The 21,162-nt window shown below is 46.6% G+C and carries 18 protein-coding genes and 1 pseudogene; 10 read left to right on the top strand and 9 right to left on the bottom strand.

Annotation, left to right across the window (positions count from 1 at the left end; all coding sequences use genetic code 11):
- Nucleotides 1–198 (bottom strand): annotated as a pseudogene (locus tag ACUVJL_RS09775) (RNA-guided endonuclease TnpB family protein); the annotation flags it as partial.
- Between the two features lie 118 nt (nt 199–316).
- Here ACUVJL_RS09775 and ribD point away from each other — a divergent pair.
- Both ribD and ACUVJL_RS09765 read left to right on the top strand, forming a co-directional pair.
- Nucleotides 317–1,492 carry a bifunctional diaminohydroxyphosphoribosylaminopyrimidine deaminase/5-amino-6-(5-phosphoribosylamino)uracil reductase RibD gene (gene ribD / locus ACUVJL_RS09770; RefSeq protein WP_445245659.1) on the top strand — a complete coding sequence of 392 codons (1,176 nt, stop codon included), beginning with the start codon at nt 317–319 and terminating at the stop codon, nt 1,490–1,492.
- A 52-nt stretch (nt 1,493–1,544) separates the two neighbouring features.
- Nucleotides 1,545–2,147 (top strand): hypothetical protein, encoded by a 603-nt coding sequence (locus ACUVJL_RS09765; RefSeq protein WP_445245658.1) that lies wholly within the window; start codon nt 1,545–1,547, stop codon nt 2,145–2,147.
- 191 nt (nt 2,148–2,338) lie between these two features.
- Here the strand turns inward: ACUVJL_RS09765 and ACUVJL_RS09760 are convergent, their stop codons facing one another.
- A complete protein-coding gene (locus ACUVJL_RS09760; protein ID WP_445245657.1) occupies nt 2,339–3,253 on the bottom strand; it encodes a PPC domain-containing protein in 915 nt (304 codons plus the stop codon).
- 88 nt (nt 3,254–3,341) lie between these two features.
- On the opposite strand from ACUVJL_RS09760, the gene ACUVJL_RS09755 reads away from it, so the two are divergent.
- Nucleotides 3,342–5,045 (top strand): flavin monoamine oxidase family protein, encoded by a 1,704-nt coding sequence (locus ACUVJL_RS09755; RefSeq protein ID WP_445245656.1) that lies wholly within the window; start codon nt 3,342–3,344, stop codon nt 5,043–5,045.
- A gap of 68 nt (nt 5,046–5,113) precedes the next feature.
- Here the strand turns inward: ACUVJL_RS09755 and ACUVJL_RS09750 are convergent, their stop codons facing one another.
- On the bottom strand, nt 5,114–5,893 hold the full coding sequence (locus ACUVJL_RS09750) for a Uma2 family endonuclease (RefSeq protein WP_445245655.1): 780 nt from the start codon (nt 5,891–5,893) through the stop codon (nt 5,114–5,116).
- 236 nt (nt 5,894–6,129) lie between these two features.
- Here ACUVJL_RS09750 and ACUVJL_RS09745 point away from each other — a divergent pair, with 236 nt between their 5' ends.
- Nucleotides 6,130–6,522 (top strand): FxLYD domain-containing protein, encoded by a 393-nt coding sequence (locus tag ACUVJL_RS09745; protein WP_445245654.1) that lies wholly within the window; start codon nt 6,130–6,132, stop codon nt 6,520–6,522.
- A gap of 424 nt (nt 6,523–6,946) precedes the next feature.
- A complete protein-coding gene (locus ACUVJL_RS09740) occupies nt 6,947–8,704 on the top strand; it encodes an ABC transporter ATP-binding protein (protein ID WP_445245653.1) in 1,758 nt (585 codons plus the stop codon).
- A 197-nt stretch (nt 8,705–8,901) separates the two neighbouring features.
- Here ACUVJL_RS09740 and ACUVJL_RS09735 read toward each other — a convergent pair whose 3' ends face one another.
- Together ACUVJL_RS09735 and ACUVJL_RS09730 are read right to left on the bottom strand one after the other, a co-directional pair.
- On the bottom strand, nt 8,902–9,138 hold the full coding sequence (locus ACUVJL_RS09735; protein ID WP_445245652.1) for an antitoxin: 237 nt from the start codon (nt 9,136–9,138) through the stop codon (nt 8,902–8,904).
- Nucleotides 9,139–9,157: 19 nt separating this feature from the next.
- Nucleotides 9,158–13,612 carry an NACHT domain-containing protein gene (locus ACUVJL_RS09730; protein ID WP_445245651.1) on the bottom strand — a complete coding sequence of 1,485 codons (4,455 nt, stop codon included), beginning with the start codon at nt 13,610–13,612 and terminating at the stop codon, nt 9,158–9,160.
- Nucleotides 13,613–13,990: 378 nt separating this feature from the next.
- Here ACUVJL_RS09730 and ACUVJL_RS09725 point away from each other — a divergent pair, with 378 nt between their 5' ends.
- Nucleotides 13,991–14,347 (top strand): hypothetical protein, encoded by a 357-nt coding sequence (locus tag ACUVJL_RS09725; protein WP_006631047.1) that lies wholly within the window; start codon nt 13,991–13,993, stop codon nt 14,345–14,347.
- A 52-nt stretch (nt 14,348–14,399) separates the two neighbouring features.
- Here ACUVJL_RS09725 and ACUVJL_RS09720 read toward each other — a convergent pair whose 3' ends face one another.
- The 4 genes from ACUVJL_RS09720 to ACUVJL_RS09705 form a co-directional block, all read right to left on the bottom strand.
- Nucleotides 14,400–15,368, bottom strand: coding sequence for a YegS/Rv2252/BmrU family lipid kinase (locus ACUVJL_RS09720; RefSeq protein WP_445245650.1), 969 nt, complete (start codon nt 15,366–15,368; stop codon nt 14,400–14,402).
- Between the two features lie 302 nt (nt 15,369–15,670).
- Nucleotides 15,671–16,399 carry a DUF3891 family protein gene (locus ACUVJL_RS09715; protein WP_445245649.1) on the bottom strand — a complete coding sequence of 243 codons (729 nt, stop codon included), beginning with the start codon at nt 16,397–16,399 and terminating at the stop codon, nt 15,671–15,673.
- A 105-nt stretch (nt 16,400–16,504) separates the two neighbouring features.
- Nucleotides 16,505–18,064: a metallophosphoesterase family protein gene (locus tag ACUVJL_RS09710; protein WP_445245648.1), complete on the bottom strand. Its 1,560-nt coding sequence runs from the start codon at nt 18,062–18,064 to the stop codon at nt 16,505–16,507.
- 338 nt (nt 18,065–18,402) lie between these two features.
- Complete coding sequence (locus ACUVJL_RS09705) at nt 18,403–18,567, bottom strand: hypothetical protein (protein WP_445245647.1); 165 nt, start codon at nt 18,565–18,567, stop codon at nt 18,403–18,405.
- A 5-nt stretch (nt 18,568–18,572) separates the two neighbouring features.
- Between ACUVJL_RS09705 and ACUVJL_RS09700 the strand changes: the two genes are divergently transcribed.
- Genes ACUVJL_RS09700 through ACUVJL_RS09685 form a run of 4 tightly spaced genes read left to right on the top strand, consistent with a single transcriptional unit; the run spans nt 18,573 to nt 21,056 of the window.
- A complete protein-coding gene (locus ACUVJL_RS09700; protein ID WP_445245646.1) occupies nt 18,573–20,183 on the top strand; it encodes a type I restriction-modification system subunit M in 1,611 nt (536 codons plus the stop codon).
- A 3-nt stretch (nt 20,184–20,186) separates the two neighbouring features.
- On the top strand, nt 20,187–20,504 hold the full coding sequence (locus tag ACUVJL_RS09695; protein ID WP_445245645.1) for a nucleotidyltransferase family protein: 318 nt from the start codon (nt 20,187–20,189) through the stop codon (nt 20,502–20,504).
- A complete protein-coding gene (locus ACUVJL_RS09690) occupies nt 20,491–20,838 on the top strand; it encodes a HepT-like ribonuclease domain-containing protein (RefSeq protein ID WP_445245644.1) in 348 nt (115 codons plus the stop codon). Before ACUVJL_RS09695 ends, ACUVJL_RS09690 begins: the two co-directional genes overlap by 14 nt.
- A complete protein-coding gene (locus ACUVJL_RS09685) occupies nt 20,838–21,056 on the top strand; it encodes a hypothetical protein (protein WP_445245643.1) in 219 nt (72 codons plus the stop codon). Before ACUVJL_RS09690 ends, ACUVJL_RS09685 begins: the two co-directional genes overlap by 1 nt.
- Nucleotides 21,057–21,162 lie beyond the last annotated feature (106 nt).

Here is a 21,162-nt window from a genome sequence, read left to right as displayed (position 1 = left end):
TAAAGCCTTGTATGCTTCGTGAGACTTCATCAAACCGTTCATTTCGTTGTAATTGACATAGCCCCATCCATAAAGAAAACTCTGACGAATGACGTAATTAGCGGCATTGTAGAGGTTCTTAGATTTAAAGGCTAGTTCGTCAATTTGGGCGAAACGGTGTTCCGTCGATTTAATGATGTGCCTCTCTGTTAGTTGCATTTGAGACTTCCGTTCTTTAGGCTGTGCGTATTCCTTGTTCAACACTCACAACAATATAATACCATTATTGTTTATAATTGCTTATAAACTCAATGAAGTTTTACAATACCAAAATCTCATGGAAACTTTTCCGGCGGACGCGTCCGCGATCGCCAGCTTAGCTAACCGACAGCAGCAAGGTACAAAACAACTGGAAAACAGCGAAGTTCAAGAGTTCGATCGAGCCATGATGCGCCGCTGCATAGAATTGGCTCGCCGCGCTCTCGGCAAAACCGCACCCAACCCCCTCGTCGGTTCTGTAATTGTCCGAGGCGGCAAGATTGTCGGCGAAGGGTTTCATCCCGGTGCCGGTCAACCTCACGCCGAAGTTTTTGCGCTCCGGGAAGCGGGGGAACTCGCCGAAGGAGCGACTGTCTACGTGAACCTGGAGCCATGCAACCACTACGGGCGGACTCCTCCCTGTTCCGAAGCTTTAGTTAAGGCCAAGGTGGCAAAAGTAGTGGCTGGCATGGTCGATCCGAATCCTTTGGTAGCTGGCACTGGGCTGGCCCGGTTGCGAGAGGCTGGCATTGAAGTGGTGGCCTCGGTAGAAGGGGAAGCTTGCCAAAAACTCAACGAGGCTTTCGTGCACCGGATTTTGTACCGCCGGCCTTTGGGAATTTTGAAATATGCGATGACTTTGGACGGTAAAATTGCTACCAGTACCGGCCACAGCGCTTGGGTGACAGGCGAGGAGGCTCGGAGCGAGGTACACCGGGTGCGCGTCGGCTGCGATGCTGTGATTGTTGGGGGAAATACAGTGCGTCTGGACAATCCCCTACTGACGAGTCACCAACCTGATAGGAATAATCCCCTGCGGGTGGTGATGAGCCGCACTCTCGATTTGCCGAAGTCGGCTTGGTTGTGGGAAACCTCTGTGGCGGCTACTTTGGTGCTGACTGAGCCTGGGGTTAACCCGGAATTTCAGGAATTTTTGATCGCCAAAGGGGTGGAAGTTGTGGAGATCTCGCCGCTGACACCGACTAATGTTATGGCTTATTTGTACGATCGATCTTTTCTTTCTGTACTCTGGGAGTGCGGCGGCACTTTGGCGGCGAGGGCAATTGCTGAGGGTGCCGTTCAAAAAATTATGGCTTTTATTGCTCCTAAAATTGTCGGCGGCCAAGGAGCTCCAACTCCTGTGGGAGATTTGGGGTTTTCCGCCATGACTGATGCTTTGACTTTAGAGCGGGTTTCTTGGCGCACGGTGGGTGCAGATTGTCTGGTGGAAGGCTATTTGAAAATTAAAGATTGAAAGTTAAAAGCGAGTCTTTTTAGTTTTTGATTTTTAACTTTTAACTCCTTTTATGGTTGAAATTCTGATTTGGAGTTTGATGGTTGGCAGTCTCGGCTTGGAGGCGGCACTCGCGGGTGTATTGGTGAGCCACGAGCAATTGGCGGCGGGGCAAAAATACGACGAGGAGGAGGAAGTTTTGACTCGGTACGAATCTCAAGAGGATAATGTTGATGCGCCTGAAAATGCGCCCTCGAATGGCAATCCCAAATCGGCTCCCAATCCTGTTAATTTGAAGGTTTGGGAGTACAAGATTGTGCGGGCTAGCAGCGATTTGTTTCGCAATCCTGCGATTTTTCACAAGCTGTGCCGCGAAGAAGAGGAATTTGGCTGGATTTTGCTCGAAAAGCTCGACGACAGGCGGGTGCGGTTCAAACGTCCGATCGCCCTGCGGGACGCCCCGAGGCCGAATTTACCGCCGTTTGACCCTTACCGCACTCATTACGGCCCGCTCTCGAATGCGATGACTTGGGCGGCGGCGATCGTGTTTCTGAGTGCGATCGTCCTTCCTGCTGTTTTGGGCTATGCTTTGGTGTCTACTACTCTCACCAGAAGTCGCTCTAATTGGCCTCCGACACCTGTTCAATCTTTGCCCTCTCCTAGGGGAAAAAACTAATCAGTGAAACCTGGGCACATTGTCGCTCGCCCTTTTTGCAGCCTGTTTTCTAGCAAGTCTAAATCATTTGTAAACCAGATTTTTTTTTACGAACCGCGAAGGCGCGAAGACCGCGAAGGAAGAGAGGAGAAGTGAGGAGAAGTGTGCGTTTGTTTGACTGATTTAGGCTTGCTATATATGTTAATTTGATTTTAAGTTTGGGGCGGTATTACTGAGGGAGTGGATAGCAATCTCAAGTCATAATTTGTATCGCCTTGAAATTGAGAAACGCGGACGAAATAAGTCCCCGCCGGCAAAGGCCCATTGCTGACAATTGTTTCTGATGCTGTGCCTAAATTGTTAGACGAAGCAATAATATCGTCTAATCCAACTGCGCCGTTGCCGTTGATATCCTGAATTAATTCTATATCAACATCGGCACTCAAACCGTCAACAGTTACACTGAAAATGCTGGGAGTATTGAGGATGAAACTGTAAATGTCGGCTGGTTCAGCAGAACCCACAAAATCTCTCGCTGTTTGAATTTGTCCGAGAATGCCCAGGCTTTTTGCTGCGTTCAAATTCTCGGCGGGATCGGGGAGAGTGCTCAACAGTCCTTCTTGTTGACCGAATTGAATGTAGTGGTCGATCGCACTTTTAACTGCGCCGCTTTGGACTGCTGCTGCTACCACCGGATATTTTTCTAGATAAAAGCTGGGATCGAAGAAAACGCTGGGTTTGCGGTTTTCTAATTGACCGACTTTGAAGTAGTGTTCAAATGGGGTAAATTGATTTGTTTGGACTGCTATCTGAACGTCTGGGTTGCTTGCTAGATAAAAACCAATATCAAAGAAAGGGTTGGGGTTGCGTCGTTCAAATTGACCGAATCTGATAAAGTGGTCGGCGGCTGAAAAGCCGTTGAGTTTGGCTGATACTGCTACATCTGTATTGGTGTCTAAATAATAGCTGGAGTCGAACAGGGCATTCGGGTCGCGATTTTCAAATTTGCCAATTTTTCGGTAGTGATCGAAAGGACTCGATACCGTGCCTCTGGCAACTTCTACGGCGACATCTGGGTTGTTTTCGAGATAAAATTTGCTGTCGAACAGTGTTCTGAGGGTTAGCATTATTAAAAAAATCTCTCTGGGCTTTAGTCTGGAAAGTGCACGATCGAGAATCTAGTTTACATCAAAGTTTTGTGAGGATGTCTTAATTATGGCTAAATCTGCACTGATGGCAATGCTGCGCCGCGCTGCGACTATTGCCCAGAAATCAAGGGAAACGGGCATTCCGGCTGATGAACTGCTGGGGATGCTGACTGCTCCCATTCCCAATTCTCCCATATCTCGGCGCCGCTTGCTGCACGGGGGCTTAGCTGCTGCAGGAGCTGTCGCTGCTGCGACTTTTACCAGGGAGGGAGGGGGAGCTTTTGCTCAACAGGGCGGACGATCGCCTATTTTGGTTGTGGGTGCAGGGATTGCGGGTTTGACGGCGGCTTATCGCTTGCGCCAAGCGGGCGTGCGTGCCGATATAATCGAGGCAACTAACCGCGTGGGGGGGCGCATTCGCACTGCTCCAAAGGTGGCTGGAACGCAAATTTATGCGGAGTTGGGGGCAGAATTTATTGACACCGGCCACACTACTTTGATTTCCCTGGCGTCGGAATTGGGCCTGCGGGCGATTGATGTCCTCGAAGTGCAGCGGGGACTGGTGAAGGATACTTTTTTCTTTCAAGGGCGCCGCTTTTCTCTTGAGCAATTAATCGCAGATTTTGCGCCACTAGCTAGTAAAATTAGTGCTGATTTGCAGGCGGTTGGCGATGAAATTAGCTATCTTGATTTTACAGAAGCAGCGGAAAGATTGGACAATCTTTCGATCGCTGAATATGTAGACCAAGCTGAGACTAGCACGATTGTCCGGCAGTTACTCCGCATTGCTTATACGGGAGAATACGGTCGAGATCCCGACGAACAGTCGGCGTTAAATCTGCTGTTTTTAATCGGTTCTGAACCTGACAGCTTTGAATTGTACGGCAACAGCGATCAGCGTTATCAAATTGACGGCGGTAATAGTCAAATTATCAACCGTTTGGCGGGTCAATTGTCTGGTTCGATCGAGGCGGGGACGGTTTTGGAAGCGATTACTCTTTTGCCGGATGGCCGCTATCGGGTAAATTTGCGATCGGGACAAAGCGCCTTCGATCGCACTTACGAGCGAGTTTTGTTAACTTTGCCGTTCAGCACTCTGCGAGACGTTAAAATTAACGTACCTTTGCCCCAATCAAAGCGCAGGGCTATCGAGCAGTTGGGTTACGGTACTAATTCTAAGTTAATTACTGGCTACCGCAGCCGAATTTGGCGGGAAGTTTATCGATCGACTGCTTCTGTTTATAGCGATTTAGGATTCCAAAATAGCTGGGAACCTACACCTTTTGCTCCTACTGGTAACGGTTTGATAACTAATTTTAGAGGAGGAAAGCAGGGTTTGTCGATCGGTGCCGGAACTCCTGAAGACCAAGCACAAAGATTTTTGAACCAATTTGAAAGAGTTTTTCCCGGAGTGAGAAATTTGCGATCGGGCAAAGCTGTGCGAGCTTATTGGCAGGGAGAACGCTTTTTCAAAGGTTCTTATTCCTGCTATTTAGTCGGACAGTGGACGCAAATGTACGGCGTAGAAGGCGAACGAGTTGGCAATTTATATTTTGCCGGGGAACACACTTCGCTGGAAAATCAAGGTTACATGGAAGGCGGCTGCGAAACTGGACAAAGGGCGGCTGTTGAAATTTTGCAAGATTTGGGTTTGATAGCTTCTGCTGATACTTTGAATGCTCGAACTGCGAGCAGTTTGAACATTCGCCGTCCCAGCCGAAAAGTTCCCGGAGCGCGAAATCTTGGGAATAGAAAGCCCAGTATTAGATAATATGGAGTAATTGCGGACACGGCATTGCCGTGTCCCTACAGATAGGGCGTACAACTAGGGCATACAACTTATCCAATAATCTCGTCCGGGTTAATTCCCCGATCGCGCAAATATTCAGCCAGTCGTTCGGCCCGTTCACGTTCGCGATCGGCCCGTTCACGTTCGCGATCGGCCCGCTGGCACTCTGCTGCTAACTGTTCTACACCCCATAAAAGCAGATTTCCTGCTTCATCCCACCAGCGCAACCAATAGCCTGTACGCTGTTCTTTCTCCCCTCGCCACGTTCCTAAATACAAACCAAAATCTGCCATCCAGTGACGACCTTCCGCGTCGGGAAATTCTAATTCGTAGTTGCCATTTTGTAAGCGATATACTTCCAGCAAGCCAGTTTCTGGGTCAAAAATGATGTAAGTTGGTACGCGCAGAATTTGTTCGTAAAAAAACCACTTTCCCGGAGGAAAAGTACGTTTTACAGAATATTCGCCGCCGTCTGTTTCCGACAAGAATTCCATGACAAGGGTCGGGATTTCTCCTTCCAAGTTTGGGGTATAACTTTTGCGGTCTCTTCTCGATTCGGCGGGCAGTACCGACGGTACATAAACCCAATCTGGTGCTTTGATTACTAACTCGCCGTTGACAGTAGCGCAAATGCCGAAATTGCTGGCTATCAGCATTTGTGGCCCGATAAATCCTCTCAGTTCTAAGATTTCTCGCAGTGCTCCAGCAATTAGCGGTTGACCTGTATTCTCCACTGGTTTTTCTTCTAATTGGAAGTCGTCTGGCAACTTCTCCCAAGTTACGATCAGTTCTAAGGTTTTTTGTCCTGGGTTATCTTGAGTAACGACCATGACTTTACTTTACTTTCTCAATTTTGATGTCTTATCATAGCACAATGCAGCTTGAGGGTGGCGTACCATAAATATAGATATGCTAGCCAAAATTTTAGGTGACTTATATTGTAGAATGAATTTCAAACAATGCCCAAACAAACATGATTTTTTTATATTTAACAGTAGCTTTATCAACAACTTTTCTAATGTCGCCGCTCTCGGCTCGCCCTTTGCTTGCAGACACTACAAATACAATGGCTCAAAACTCACCAGTTGACGAGCCGTTTTGCTACATCAAAACCCCCGACGGCAAAACCGTAGACTTGGGCAAGTTGTGCGATAAACAGCCAGCTTCTGGAACTTCCCAAACTTGCATTCCCGGTTCCAACATTTCTGCAAAAGTGTCAATTGCGGCGGCAAATTATGACGGCAACTTTTTTAGCGGTCAAGTGCTTAATCAAGGCTGCAAAACAATCAAGAATGTCAAAGTCAATTATGAAGTTTTGGACGAGTCAGGCAATTTAATTGACAACGGATTTATCTACGCTCAACCAGTTACTCTTGCACCCGGACAGTCAGCCGCCTTTCGGGGTGCAGTTGTCGCGGGGGCTAAGGTACAGGCGACTCATGCAGACGCTCAAGAATGATTTTAGATTTTAGATTTTAGATTTTAGATTGAAGAATTGGACAATTAATATCGTTTCCGGTTGCATAGGAATGATAAAGTCAAGGTCAATAATTCCACATTCCCCAACGGACTACTCCCAACGGACCACTCCCCATCCCGAACGGTGTAACCGGAATTGATATAACCCCACGGATGAATCCGGGGGGTTTGTATCCCGGGTGCTTTCGGTGAAGAATGATTGTTGAGATTTGCCCGATCGCTGTTATCATATTCTGGCTCCGATATCTCTATGACTTACGCAGAGATCCCCCTAAATCCCCCTTAAAAAGGGGGACTTTGAATAATAATCTTGTCCCCCCCTTATTAAGGGGGGTTAGGGGGGATCGAAGTTTGAATATTATTGCAGAGATCCCCAAAAACAGAATTTGCGAGGGCAAAATATCTTGAAAACTCGATCGACATACTGGCAAATCTTACCCTACCTCCGTCCCCAAAAACAAACCATCGGTAAAGCATTAGCTTGTACCGTAGTATTTACCATATTTTGGCCGATTATAGCGTGGCTAGTTGGCGAAACTGCCAAATTTATAGGTAAAGGAGATTTACAAGGGTTCGCTCAAATTGCTGCACTCAGCGCCATTATCTTTCTAATTCGCGGTACAGCCCAGTACGGTCAAGATACGCTGATGGCAAAAGCAGCTTTGACTATTGCTTTAGAAATCCGCAAAAAAGTTTACTCCCACCTGCAAAATCTCAATCTCGGCTACTTTGAAACTGCCAAAACCGGAGACTTATCCTACCGCCTCACAGAAGATATTGACCGCATTGGCGAAGTCGTAAATAAATTTTTTCATCAGTTTATCCCTTGTGTTTTGCAGCTAATTGCGGTTCTGGGATATATGATTTATCTCAACTGGCAATTAACCTTGGGTGCATTAATTATTGCACCGCTGATGGCTATCTTAATAGGCTGGTTTGGCGAGAGACTGCTGAGTTACTCGCGCCAAAGTCAAAATCGTATCTCTGATTTATCGGCTTTGCTGACAGAAGTATTCAGCGGCATTCGTTTAATCAAAGCATTTGTGGCTGAAGACTACGAAATTGCCCGCTTTGCAGAAGAAGCAGAACAAAACCGCCGCGCTAAGTATCTGTCTGAACGAGTAAAAGCACTTCAGTTCGTTGTAGTTGGCTTTCTGGAAGCGATGAGCGTGATTTTGCTCTTTTTCCTGGGAGGTTGGCAAATTTCTCAAGGAAATCTCACAGGTACTCAATTTATTAGTTATATCGCAGGGGTGGCACTTTTAATTGACCCGATCGCTATTACAACTGCTAATTACGGGGATTTTAAGCAGGGAGAAGCTTCTAGCGATCGCATTTTTGAATTATTAGCAATTAAACCAACAGTAGTTGAAAAGCCTGGCGCGATCGAACTTCCCCCTGTTACAGGCAAAGTGGAATATCGCAACATTAATTTTGCCTACCCCCCTCAACCCCCCCTTGATAAGGGGGGGCAAGGGGGGGTTCCCATTCTGCAAAATATGAGTTTGTTAGTGCTTCCCGGAGAAATGATTGCTCTCGTGGGTGCATCCGGCGCGGGTAAAACTACTTTAGTAAATTTGCTACCCAGATTTTACGATCCGCAAGCGGGACAGATTTTAATTGACGGTATTGATATTCAAGATGTCACCTTAAATACTCTGCGGCGGCAAATTGGAATTGTACCGCAAGAAACTATTCTTTTTTCGGGTACAATTGCTCAAAATATTGCTTTCGGTCAATCTTATTATGAACTGAAAGATGTTCAAAAAGCTGCGGAGATTGCTAACGCTCATCAATTTATTAGTCAGTTTCCCGACGGCTATCAAACTTGGGTAGGAGAAAGGGGTGTAAACTTATCTGGCGGGCAAAAACAAAGAATTGCGATCGCCCGTGCAGTTCTGCTCGATCCCAGAATATTGATTTTGGATGAAGCGACATCGGCGCTGGATTCGGAATCCGAAGGTTTAGTGCAAGAAGCGCTGGAAAGATTGATGCGCGATCGCACTGTGTTTATTATCGCTCACCGCTTGGCTACTGTGCGGAGAGCCGATCGCATTTTAGTTTTGGAAAAAGGCAGAATTGTCGAATCTGGGACGCACGAGGAGTTGCTGGAAAAGGGCGATCGCTACGCTGGCTACTACGCTCAACAGTTTAGTCAGTAGGCTACATTAGAAACCGGGTTTTTAGCCGTTTCTGCTGGCCTCAACGAAGTATTCTCGAAAAAACCCGGTTTCTGGTTACCCGCGCGCACTTCGACAAGAAACCGGGTTTTTGGCCGAATCTGCTGGCCTCAACGAAGTATTGTCGAAAAAACCCGGTTTCTGACTACCCGTGCGTAAGTCCTAATCTAGCAAAAATTTCATTCAAAAGCCTCTCTCGTCTCCAAAGACAATTGATCTCTGACTAGCATAAAGTCGTCAGAAAACATATTCAAACTATCAAAAAAAGTTTTCCAAGGATTTTCTTTCGAGCTCGGGAGCTTTTCTGGTATAATCACAAAAACTTCAACCTCTTCACCCACAGATCCAGGCGGCACTTGAAGTTCAAGTTTATTTCCTGCAAGAACTTTGGTTGTAATCCGTATTGCTGACTGCATACTTCCTCCTTTGCGATGATTAATTTTCCACAGCCCCTAAAGCTTGGAGCGTGGCTTTTACAGCTTCCGTTAAACCCGTAACACCCTTGATATTCATGTCCTCATAAGGTCTTTCGCCTCTGAGTGTTTTTAGACATTCACCTGTATTAAAGTCCCAAATTTTAAGAGTCTCATCGAAACTTCCACTAGCTATAATTTGGTCATCTGAACTAATTGCTATTGACCTGATCCCATCCGTATGTCCCTGCAAACTCCTCAAGCATTCTGCTGTAGAAATATCCCAAAATTTTACTGTTTGGCTGCTACTGATTATAGTTTTACTATCCAACGTAAAGGTTACTGACCATACCGAACTGGTACGATCGTGAAAAGTTTTCAAGCATTCTCCAGTGTGAAGATTCCATAACTTTATTGTTCGATCGCTACTACCGCTGATTAAGGTAGTGCCATTAGGACTAAAAGCAACTGAATTTACCGTATTCGTATGCCCTTGTAATGTTTTGAGACATTCTCCAGTGCGGATATTCCATAACTTCACGGTTTGGTCACTACCAGCACTGGCTAAAGTTGTATCGTCAGGACTAATTGCTACTGACCACAACCAGTCGCTATGTCCTTCCAAGGTTTTCAGACATTCTCCGGTGCGGATATTCCATAACTTAATTGTTTGATCGGCACTAGCACTGATTAAGATTGTACCGCCGCGATCGAACACTACTGAATTTACACAAGCAGTATGTCCAATCAAAGTTTTTAGACATTTTTTTGTAGCAATATTCCATATCTTAATTGTGCGATCGTAGCTACCGCTAGCTAAGGTGGCACTGTCAGGACTTATTGCTACTGCGTTTATCCGACTGGTGTGTTCATGAAAAGTTTTTAAGCATTTTCCAGTGCGGAGCTCCCATAGCTTCACTGTTTGGTCTTCATTACCGCTAACTATAAATGTACGATCAGGACTGATGGTTACTGACCGTATAGAGTTTATATAACCCCGCAAGGTTTTCAGGCATTCTCCGGTGTTGATCTCCCATAATTTTACTGTTTGGTCATCACTGCCACTGAGCAAAGTTGCACTGTCAGGACTTATTGCCACCGACCTTATCCAACCAGTATGTTCCTGTAATGTTTTTAAACATTCACCCGTCTTAATATCCCATAGCTTCATTTCTTGGTCATAACCAACACTAGCTAGGATGACACCATTAGAACTAATAACTACTGACCGTATTTGGTGGGTATGTCCGCGTAAAGTTTTTAGACATTCTCCTGTACCGATATCCCAGAGTTTGATAGTTTGGTCGCTGCTACCGCTGGCTAAGGTTGTATTATCAGGACTAATTGCTACCGATCGTACTATATTTGTATGTCCGCGTAAAGTGTTTAAACATTCTCCACTACTGATATTCCATAGTTTGATTGTTTCGTCACTACTACTGCTAGCCACGATTCTACCGTCAGGGCTTATTTCCACTGATTCTACCGCGTCAGTATGTCCTTGAAAGGTTTTCAAGCATTCTCCAGTACGGATATCCCATAACTTCACAGTTTTGTCATCACTACCACTCGCTAAGGTTGTACCATCAGGGCTGATTGACACAGAATTTACTCTGCCGTGTCCCTGAAAAGTTTTTAGACACTCTCCAGTACGGATGTCCCACAATTTCACTGTTTTGTCAAAACTAGCGCTGGCTAAAGTTATACCATCTGGACTGAAGGTTAAAGACCTGATCCAGTCAGTATGCCCTTTACAAAATACAATTTGTTGACAGTCTGAAACTTGCCACAATCCGATGCCGCAAGCAGAATCACCCGTAGCAAACAGTTTTCTATCTCGACTAAATGCCACTGAAAAAACTGCCCCAAAGATTTGAGAAAAAATAGAATTAGTCAAATTTGCATGAGACAAATTGACGCAGCGCAAGCTAGCATTTGTAAAATCCCCACCTTTAATAATGGTATGAGAAAGGTTTTTACCTTCTAAAGCAGCATTGTCCTTTTTCACCAACAGCGTCGCCGCATTTCCTCCCACATAACCTACTTCGCTTTCAGTTTGGTTCCGTGTTGCTTCTATAATTTCCAGAAGCGGCAAAACCCCGGTTTCTGAAACCATCGGCAACAACAAATCCATCACAGCTTTCGTCAGTGGCGCTTGTCCGAAACTGTGGCGAAGTTCACTTAATTTTTCTGCAACAAATCTTTTCAAAGGCGCGATCAACTCGTTATTATTTCTCTTCTGGGCTTGAAGCCGACAATAATTAGACCAAGTGTATGATTGAGGCGCTGCATGAGGATTTACCGAAGACTGTTCAGGCTCAACTAATTCGGTAAAATCGACCGCCAAAACTCCCAATTCCGCTGCAAGTTTATAAGCGACAAAAAACTCTAATAGCGAACGATGCGCCGGAGTATAATCCCCATCTGCATTGCGGATTAGCATCGTTTGACCCATCATGTCATAGTGCCAGTGGTCTAAGTCTTTTTCCTCTTGCACGATCGCACCAAACAAGCTGCGGATGCGATCGGGAAAACCGCGATAATTCAGGCTCATTTGGTCGGTAGACAGCATTTCCCAAGACAGTTCGCACAAAAAGTAAAGCTTATCTGCTACAGAAGTAAAAGTACGTTCTGCTTTAATGTCTCTTTCTATCTTGCGCCGCACCGCATACAGATAAATCCGCGACATATCGACTGGTTTTCCAGCTTCAATATCGGGTAATGCTTCCAAAATTAACTCGGTCATCACCGGGCGACGCGCTAAATCCAATAGTTGCGGGTTTCCCATCACTTTTTCGACAGTCGCGGCTTCTGTTTGAAATGACAGCGCTTGCCCAATTTGCTCGTCGTTAAATTTCTCTAATTCTAATACTTCAAATTGGGGAGTTTCGCCTGTTAAAATAGTTGTTGATGCTTGCAGTTCTGCATTTAATAATGCTCGTCCTTCCTTGGCTTCAGGAAAATGTTCGGTACGGCAAGTGAGGATGACTTTTGCGCCGGGAACGACGGCTTTTGCTAGTTCCCAGAAGTTGTTGATGGTTTCTTGCCGATCGCACTTAGCGGCCATTTCATCAAAACCATCGAAAATTAGCAGAAATTTACCCATGCGATTGAGTTGTTCAAAGGCAGAATAACCCGCCAGAGGTATCTCGTGTTTCCGAAAGAAAAACTCGGAAAATAGCGACTCGACGCTAACTGCTTTCGCGTAATCCCGCAAAGGAATTACTAAGGGCAAACGCGGACGTTCTAAGCCGCGTTTTTGAGCATCTCGGTAGCGTTGCAGTGCCATCCAAGCATAGTGCATCGCAAACCAAGTTTTCCCCGTCCCAAATTCTCCTAAAACTGAAATATGTTCTTTAACTGGGTCATCTAACCACAGGTCAATATAACCTTCGATCCAGCCATCTCGCCCGTCATAATGACTCACGCCTATCTTGCGCTGAGTATCGGGGTCTATTTCTTCTTTCGTACAGGCTAGCGGCACATATTTAGTATTAATTCCTCGGCTGGTTATTTCAGTTTCTAGCCAATCCAGATAAGTGGTAAAATCGGCATCTTGGTCTAGTAATTCATCAAACGTATAGCAAGCTAAATTACGATTTTCGGCTTTCTCTACCTCATCCCGGGCGGCGCGACTGATGCGGCGGGCTGTAACTAACCACCCTTCATCGGTGCGCTGTCTTTCCACCGACTCGCGCAGGGCTAAGATATCCCTGAGTCCGGCTTCTCCGGCAATTCCGCGCACTAAAATGCGATCGTACCGATTGCGTCTAACCGGGACATTGATAATCCATTCAAAATAGTTATCCTCCAAGATTTGATATGGCTCAAACTTATAACTTAATGTTTCAAACCAACCACGAACTTGTTGCGATAAAATAAAGGCTTGAGACTTTTGAATATTGGTTGACTCGGCTGCGGGAAGTGCGGGATAATCTTCGGCTTCCAACCGCGCAAATTCGGTGCGAATTCCTTCCAGCGTGGGAAGGCGTTCGATGCGATCGAGTACCATAGATAGGCGTTTTTGCAAAGAGGCGATCGCATTTCCCATCATCACATCTCCGGGCGTTCGCGTCCGCTTTGCTACTTCCATAAACACGGCGGCAAATGCCATAAACTCCCGTCTGGGGTCAATGCCTAAATCTCGAATTTCTTTGCCTAAAGCACTCTCATTCAGATAGTCATCGCCTGCTTTAATTAAAATGGCGGGGCTATCGGACTCGAAGGCTTTGCGAAATGCTGATTCAATCTCTTTTTGGCGAAACAGTTCTAAAATCTGCTTGGGTTTGCCAGCGCCGTATTCTACTAAAGTATAAACATAAACTCCGCTAAAATCTGCGGGCGGAGCCTCGGGGTCGAGATTAAATCTTTTTAAGATTTTGATGACAGTTTCGTTGCGCTGAAACTTGTCTTTGATAGTGCCGAAGGGAATTCCCGTCAGGAGGCTGATAACTAAGTCAAGACTAATTGGGATCATGGAGGTCTTCCTGTTTATCCGCGGTCGTAATGCTCAAATCTAGAATCGGTAGGCTGTGTCCCTGAAATGTGTTGCGGGCGATGATCGCAAACTGCTCTATTTTTATGTTAACAGGATTTACCCGCTCCGACCAAAGAAACCGGGTTTTTACCGAATCTGCTGGTAGGAGCGAAGTATTTTCGTAAAAAACCCGGTTTCTGACCCACCGTTGGTAAGTTATATCCAGTTAATTAACTTAGCATTTTTTAGAAAATTTGACAACTATAAAACATAGAAAAAACCGACATATATTGTAGTAATAATAGCTCTCGGATTAGTGGTCACATCATAGTTCTAAAAGTTAAAATATAGATAACTAACAAATAAAACTTGCTATCTATGAAAATACAATCTTCTGTCTTAGTCCACCTGGGATTTGGCAAATATGTACGCTCCGATCGAGTAACCGCAGTAATACCAATTGAAGAAGAACGGGGGCCTGGTCGGCGCACTTTCGTGCACGTAGACGGCGAAGCAGACCCGATCGTTGCTTCGCGCGCAGAAGATACAATTGTTCGCGATTTGGTGCAGGAACCGCGCGAAATTACTCAAGCTCGGCAGCAACAAGAAATCCTGCAAGATTTGCTGGCAGATTTGAGCAATGTTAACGTCACTGTGCGCCGCATCAGCCGCGATGAAGGCGGACTCGACCTAGAACGTTTGGAACGCCGCATTCGCCAAATTTTAGACGCATAAAAATTAAAGACCGCCCGGGCGGTCTTTCTTATTGTTTGTGTCGCTAAAAATTTTAAGTTACGGGTTTCATTGTAATTTCGATGTCCGCTAAACCTGTGAGTTTTTCCGCCACGGGCTCTTCTTCAACTCGCGGTACAAAAATAGTTAAACCTCCTGGAACGCACTCAATAGAAACCGGAGTCATGCCGATGATTTCGCCGTCTACAACCACTTTTTGAGGCGGATCGGCACTAATTTTTACTTTTTTTGCCCGCAAATAACCGATGTCGTCGCGATCCGTAGGATTGCCGCTCAAAGCTGTTTGCAATAGGTGATAAGAAGCTGCGATCGCCCCAGCTTTATTCTCAGGCGCCACCAGCGTTACGTCCAGCAAGCCGTCATCAAAAATAATCCCTGCCGGGCCTTGAGCTAAAATGGAAGTAGGCGGCGCTGCATTCGCCACTGTCACCGCCACAGCAGTAAGGCTGATAATTCTATCTTCGGTTTCGATTTCCGCTTCAAATCTTTCTAAATTGTTTAACTGTTTAATTCCTGAAAGAATGTAAGCCAGCATTCCCCAGCGATTCTTCATTTCGCGATCGGCTAGTTCGACAGTTTCTGCCTCAAAACCCACTCCAGATAACAAAACCATTGGCATTTCACCGTTGCAAATCGCCGCATCCACCACCCGCGTCAACCCTCCCAAAATATTTTCGCAGGCAGCTTCAATTGTATTCGGAATGTCTAAAGCATTAGCAAAAGCATTAGCAGTTCCCCGCGAAATAATTCCTAAAGGAATATTTGTGCTGACAATCGCCCCAGCAACTGCGGATAATGTGCCGTCGCCCCCGCAAGCAATAATTGCCTCAACTCCTCTATCAACTGCTTCGCGGGCGATTTGATCTGCGTCTAATTCTGGGGTTGTCAGCCGAATGTCTAAGTCAATAGAAGGCTCTAAAAGTTCTTGAATTCTAGCTAAGTCTTGGTCGGGGTCGCTGTTGCCGGCGACGGGATTGAAAATTAGGCAAGCTGAACGTTTCATATTTGGTAATTGGTAATGGGTAATATCATGTCCGATCGATTAACCATAATATCCCGGTCGGGGCGGGTTTTTGAGATGGTCAATTATTGGCAGGTATTGTTGGCTCACGGGCCCCTACAAAAATCGCGGTCGCTCGACCGGACATGATATAATTGGTAATTGCTCATTGATAATATTATCTCCGGTCAATCGGCAACAATCAAATGGGTTTTTAGTGAGAACTTCAGTCCTCATAAAACTCGGTCGGACTGAAGTTCTCGCTACAAACCTAGAACGGTGCAGTATTTGTGCTAGAGGTTTAATTAAGACTTGACAAAAGTCCACTCTAAGACTTCGCGCGGAGCTTTTTGCAGCGCTTCCTTGATTTCCTCGTTACTGTCGAACTTGACTTTATCCAAGCGGCACGCTTCGACGTTCACAGTAAATTTATCGTCTTCAAAAGGCCAAGGAGTTACAGTCACGAGTTGGTTGCTGTTCTGTACAATATCGTAGCGCTTGCCGTCCGGGCCAACACTAATTTCTAAAGCTCGTTCTCCGGCGGGTAACTCGCGGCAGCAAAGAATTAATGATAGCCGATCGCACCACTGGAAAAAAGCATAAGCTGCCTTAGCATCTCCCTCGGAAATTTTCAACTCTTTGCGCCATTTTTTTTGATTTTCCAGTTGCTCGTCCAAAAACTCATCGAGTTCCTTCGACTCTCCCCGCTTTCCTTCATTGAGAAAGCTCATGTGCATAGAAATCAGCATTGCTACCCACCTACCGCGATATAGGGCATTCTGCGTCATGGCTTTAATTTTCGGCAGAGAAGTTTCCGTCTGCAAGGTAAAATCAAAGGGCGCGCCCGCTTCAGTCAAAATATTTTCTTCCCACTCTTTCTCTAAATCATCGTGATGCGAAATCGCCGCTATGGTTTCGTAGAGGCGAACCGGAGATTTCGAGCGCTTCCACTGTCCGCCAAGTTGGGCGGCGAGCAAAGCGTGGGCGCGGTGGTAAATAATTTCCCAGCCGGTGGCGGTTAAGTTAGCAATCATTGAGTTTTTCTCCTGAATTAAGTGAGGTTGGTTTTGTGGAACAGGCCGGAAAGCCTGTTTGGGCGGGCTAGAAGCCCACCCCACAATCAAATTGAATGACTGATGTTAAATCACAAAAGGTTCGATCGAGATATCGTGCCATTTCCCCTCAAATCGTTCGACAACCAAAGGTCGGATGCGGAACTTGGGGGGGCATCCATCGAGAACATCAATCCGCAAACACGAATAAGGACGGCGTTTGTGGGAACCTTGACCGCTGCGGCCGACAAATAGCAAAGATTCCGCTATCCGCCGATCGCCTTTTTCCGAGCGGCCGCCCTCACGCCCCAACCGATAAGCTTCTGGACTCAATACTTCCTCCAACATCGGCCCTTCCGGGCGCTGGCGGCGGAGACTGTGCCCGCTTCCCCCGCAGACAATCCAATTAATCCCAGAGTCGCCGTGTCCAGTATCCCCAGTCCGCAGGTATTCCAAACAGTGAGCGTGGCCCGTCAGCACCAAATCTACTAGGGGACGCCCCCGCGCCACTTCCCCAACTGCATCGGCCACCGTGTCGAGCACCTCGCGCAATCGCAACCGAACCGCCAAAGTTTGAGCTTGATTCCACTTTGTCGCCTCTGTGACGTAGGGGGGATGGTGCAGGTAAATTACCCGCCCCCGCACCTGGGAATCGCGCCAGGAGTTAATCAGCCTTTTTTTGAGCCATTCGAGCTGTTCAACGTCGGTGGCGGCTGTGTTGTCGGGGGACAGTTGTTTGTCAATGTCCATCAGCATTTCGTCAACTTGCTCTAATTTGGCGGCTAAGTCGTCTAGCTGTTCGGCTTCCTCGGGAATTTGGGGGTTTAGCCGATCGCACATTTCGAGCATTGCCAATTTTTCTTGTTCCAATTTCTGGCGATCGAGTTGCAAATTCTGGCGGCGAATGTCGCCCTGTTTGGTTTTCGGGATCGGTAACGGTTCGTTGAAGGTGTTGGAGTCGAGGGCGAAGAAGTCGATGCCGCCGCTGCGGAAGGTGTAGTAGCGGTTGGGTAAGCGGGTAAAGCGTCCGGGTTGGTAGCGGAGGCAGCGGCCTGTGCTGGTGCTGGCGGTGTAGTGGGCGTCTAGGTGGCGATCGAGCTCTCCGGGCATTTTGTGAGCTTGCAGGTAGTCGAGAAAGGCTTTGGCGTAGGCATTTCCGCGATCGGAACCGTGCCAGCCGACATCGAGATCCAACTTGGAACCTAACAGCCGCCGCAGGGGTAAAGCTGTCGCCGAGAGAATGCCGTAGACTATGGGCAAGTCGTAATAGTCGTGGTTTCCCGGTACGGGCAAAAAGGGAAAGTTAAACACCATGCGATCGTAGGCAATCCGGGAGGGATGCTCGCCGCCGACTATAAATTCTCGGTAGGGGCGAATAAAGTTTTGCAAGTAATATTCGCTGGAACCGACGAGATAAACTACATCGCCGGTGTGGAGGACGAAACGGCAAGTTTCGCGTTCCGAGAGCATCTGTTCGGCAATCTGCCGCTGGGGATTGTAGCCGCGGTGATTGCCTGTGCCGCTGTCGCCTACGACTAAAAACGAAAACTCTGGAGAGTCGGTGGTTTGAGTTTCTAAAACTATCCGAGTTTGGTCGATTCCCCGATGGACGATCGACTGTTCTTGCCACCGCACCCGCTCTTTCATTTTGCGGATTTTGACTTTTATTTGCGGGTCGGACACGAATTTCAATTCACCTAGTCTCCAAAATTGCTGAGTTTCTAGTTAATAGTGTCGCGATCGGGCGAGTTTTTACATCTCTCTAAAAGCTGAAAATCGACGCGCGGGCAGTCAGAAACCGGGTTTTTTACCCTGAATACAGCGTTACCACCGATCGCCGCGGCCAAAAACCCGGTTTCTTTGGTTTGAGGCGCTGATAGTCAGAAACCTGGTTTTTTACCCTGAATACAGCGTTACCACCGATCGCCACGGCCAAAAACCCGGTTTCTTTGGTTTGAGGCGCGGGTAGTCTGAAACCTGGTTTTTTACCCAGAAGAGGCGTTAAAACCGATCGCCACGGCCAAAAACCCGGTTTCTTTGCTTTTGATACGATCGCCCAGTCTCTCAACTAAAATAAGAGTTTGTACGAGGCGGTGCTGTTTGTTGTTGCCGAGGACGAGGGAATCTATCAAGGACGTGGAAGATAACACTAACAATGCCAGCCAACTACACCGAACTCGAAAAACGCCTTTGGGAAGCAGCAGACGAACTCAGGGCCAATTCTAAACTCAAGCCTTCGGAATATTCCGTTCCCGTTTTGGGGTTGGTTTTTCTGCTGTACGCTGACTATAAGTTTGCCCTGGTTTCACAGGAAATAGCAGGGGGAAGCAGCAGGCGGCGCACGGTGGGTAAGACGGATTACCAGGCAAAATGGGCGCTTTATTTGCCGGAAACGGCGCGTTTTGAATATTTGATCGATCGCCCGGAAGCAGAGGATATTGGCGGGGCGATTAATGCGGCGATGAAGGCGATCGCAGATGAGAATGAGGAACTGGGCGGCGCTTTACCTAGAAATTATAACAGCTTGGAAAAACCGATTTTGCGGGAGTTGTTGAAAATCTTAAATCGGATTCCCCGAAAGAATATTACTGAGGATGCGTTTGGGGAAATTTATCAGTATTTCCTGGGGAATTTTGCTCAGAAAGAAGGGCAGAAAGGCGGAGAGTTTTTTACTCCAATTTCTCTGGTTAAGCTGATTGTCGATGTAATAGAGCCGAATTACGGGCGGATTTTAGACCCGGCTTGTGGTGCTGGGGGAATGCTCGTGCAGAGTGCGATTCGGGTTAGGAATAAGTTAGGATTTGACCCGAATAAGGTTATTAGTGTTTACGGTCAGGAAAAGGTAGACGGAACTGTGAAACTCTGTCAGATGAACTTGGCAGTTCACGGGGTTTCGGGTTTGCGAAATATCCGGGAAGGTAACACTTATTATCAAGATATTCACAACAGCGTCGGTGAATTTGATTTTGTGATGGCGAATCCGCCGTTTAATGTTAATGGGGTGGATAGAGAAAAGATTAAGGGCGACCCTCATTATCCCTTTGGTGCGCCGACTACTGACAATGCAAATTATCTCTGGATTCAGCTATTTTATACTGCTTTGAATCCGAACGGACGGGCGGGGTTTGTGATGGCAAACTCGGCGTCGGATGCGCGGGGCTCGGAGTTGGAGATTCGCCGCCGGTTGATCCAAACTGGGGCGGTGGATGTGATGATTGCGATCGGTTCTAATTTCTTTTATACGGTGACGCTACCCTGTACGCTGTGGTTTTTCGACAAAGGCAAATGTCGTAGAGACGTTCCGGTGGAACGTCTCCATCCACCGGAACGTCTCCATCTCCATCGCCAGGATAAAGTATTGTTTATTGATGCGCGGCATATTTACCGTCAGGTCGATCGGGCCCATCGGGAGTTTAGCGAAGCACAGATTGAGTTTATCTCAAATATTGTGCGGCTGTACCGAGGGGAAAAGGCAGAGTTGACGGTTGGTGGTTCCGAAATGCTGACAGAGACTTTCCCAGACAAGGTTTATCGGGATGTGGCGGGGTTGTGTAAAATAGCAACATTGGATGAGATTGAGGCGCAGGGATGGAGTCTCAATCCTGGGCGTTATGTGGGGGTAGCGGAACGCAAGGAGGCGGAGGATTTTGATTTTGCCGCACGGTTGGAGGAGTTGAATGAGGAATTGGAAATTTTGAATGTTGAGGCGCGGGGGTTGGAGGAAACAATTGCTGAAAATGTGATGATGTTGTTGGAGGGGGAATGAGGAATGAGTGAAACTAAACAATTACAAATTGCCATTCCCAAGGAAGAAATAGGACAATTTTGTCAGCGTCACCATATCCGCAAACTGTCTTTATTTGGTTCGGTGTTAAGGGATGATTTTACACCGGAGAGCGATATTGATTTTTTAGTGGAGTTTGAGCCGGGGAAAACTCCGGGTTATTTTAAGATAGTCAGTATGGAAATGGAACTTTCCGAACTGCTGGAGGGGAGAAAGATAGATTTAAGGACTCCTAATGAGTTAAGTGTTTATTTTCGAGATAGAGTGATGGCAGAGGCGGTGGTTCAGTATGACAGCAATTGATGATTTAACTCGCTTGCACCATATGCAGGATGCAGCAAGGGAGGCTCTCGGTTTTATGTCTGGAAAGACTAGAGAGAATTTAGCTAATGATAGGATGTTGGTGTTGGCAGTTGTTAAAGATTTAGAAATTATTGGTGAAGCGGCGGGGAGAATTTCAGCAGAATGTAGGGCGAGACATCCGGGGATTCCTTGGGCGGTTATGGTTGGGATGCGAAATCGGTTAACTCATGCTTATTTTTCAATCGATTTAGATATTGTTTGGGATACGGTGACTAATAATTTAGGGTCACTCGCTGAGCAATTGGAAAGGGTTATTCACGAGGAGAGTATTTAATGGCTGTTGCTGTTGGTAGACGTTGGGAGACCTTAGCGCTAGGAAACCTGGCGGAATTTAGAAACGGTATTAACTACAACAAAGATAACTTCGGTCGCGGAATCAAGGTTATTAATGTTAAAGACTTTCAAGACTATAGTATTGCTTCATTTGAAAATTTGGATGAGGTAAATCTTAGTGGAGTCATTAGACCTCTTGCGAAAGTGCGCTCGTTCTAGGTAAAATAAAAGAAATAATTAGCTCCCATAAGATGAATTACGAACAAGTACAAAAGTTAAACCCCGCCGACTTTAAACGGTACTGTGGACTACATCAAGAGACATT

The organism is Microcoleus sp. OTE_8_concoct_300, assembly GCF_031383065.1.
Classification (GTDB): Bacteria; Cyanobacteriota; Cyanobacteriia; order Cyanobacteriales; family Microcoleaceae; genus Microcoleus.
The sequence above is the reverse complement of the archived record's forward strand: the minus strand, read 5'-3'. Positions and strand labels throughout refer to the sequence as shown.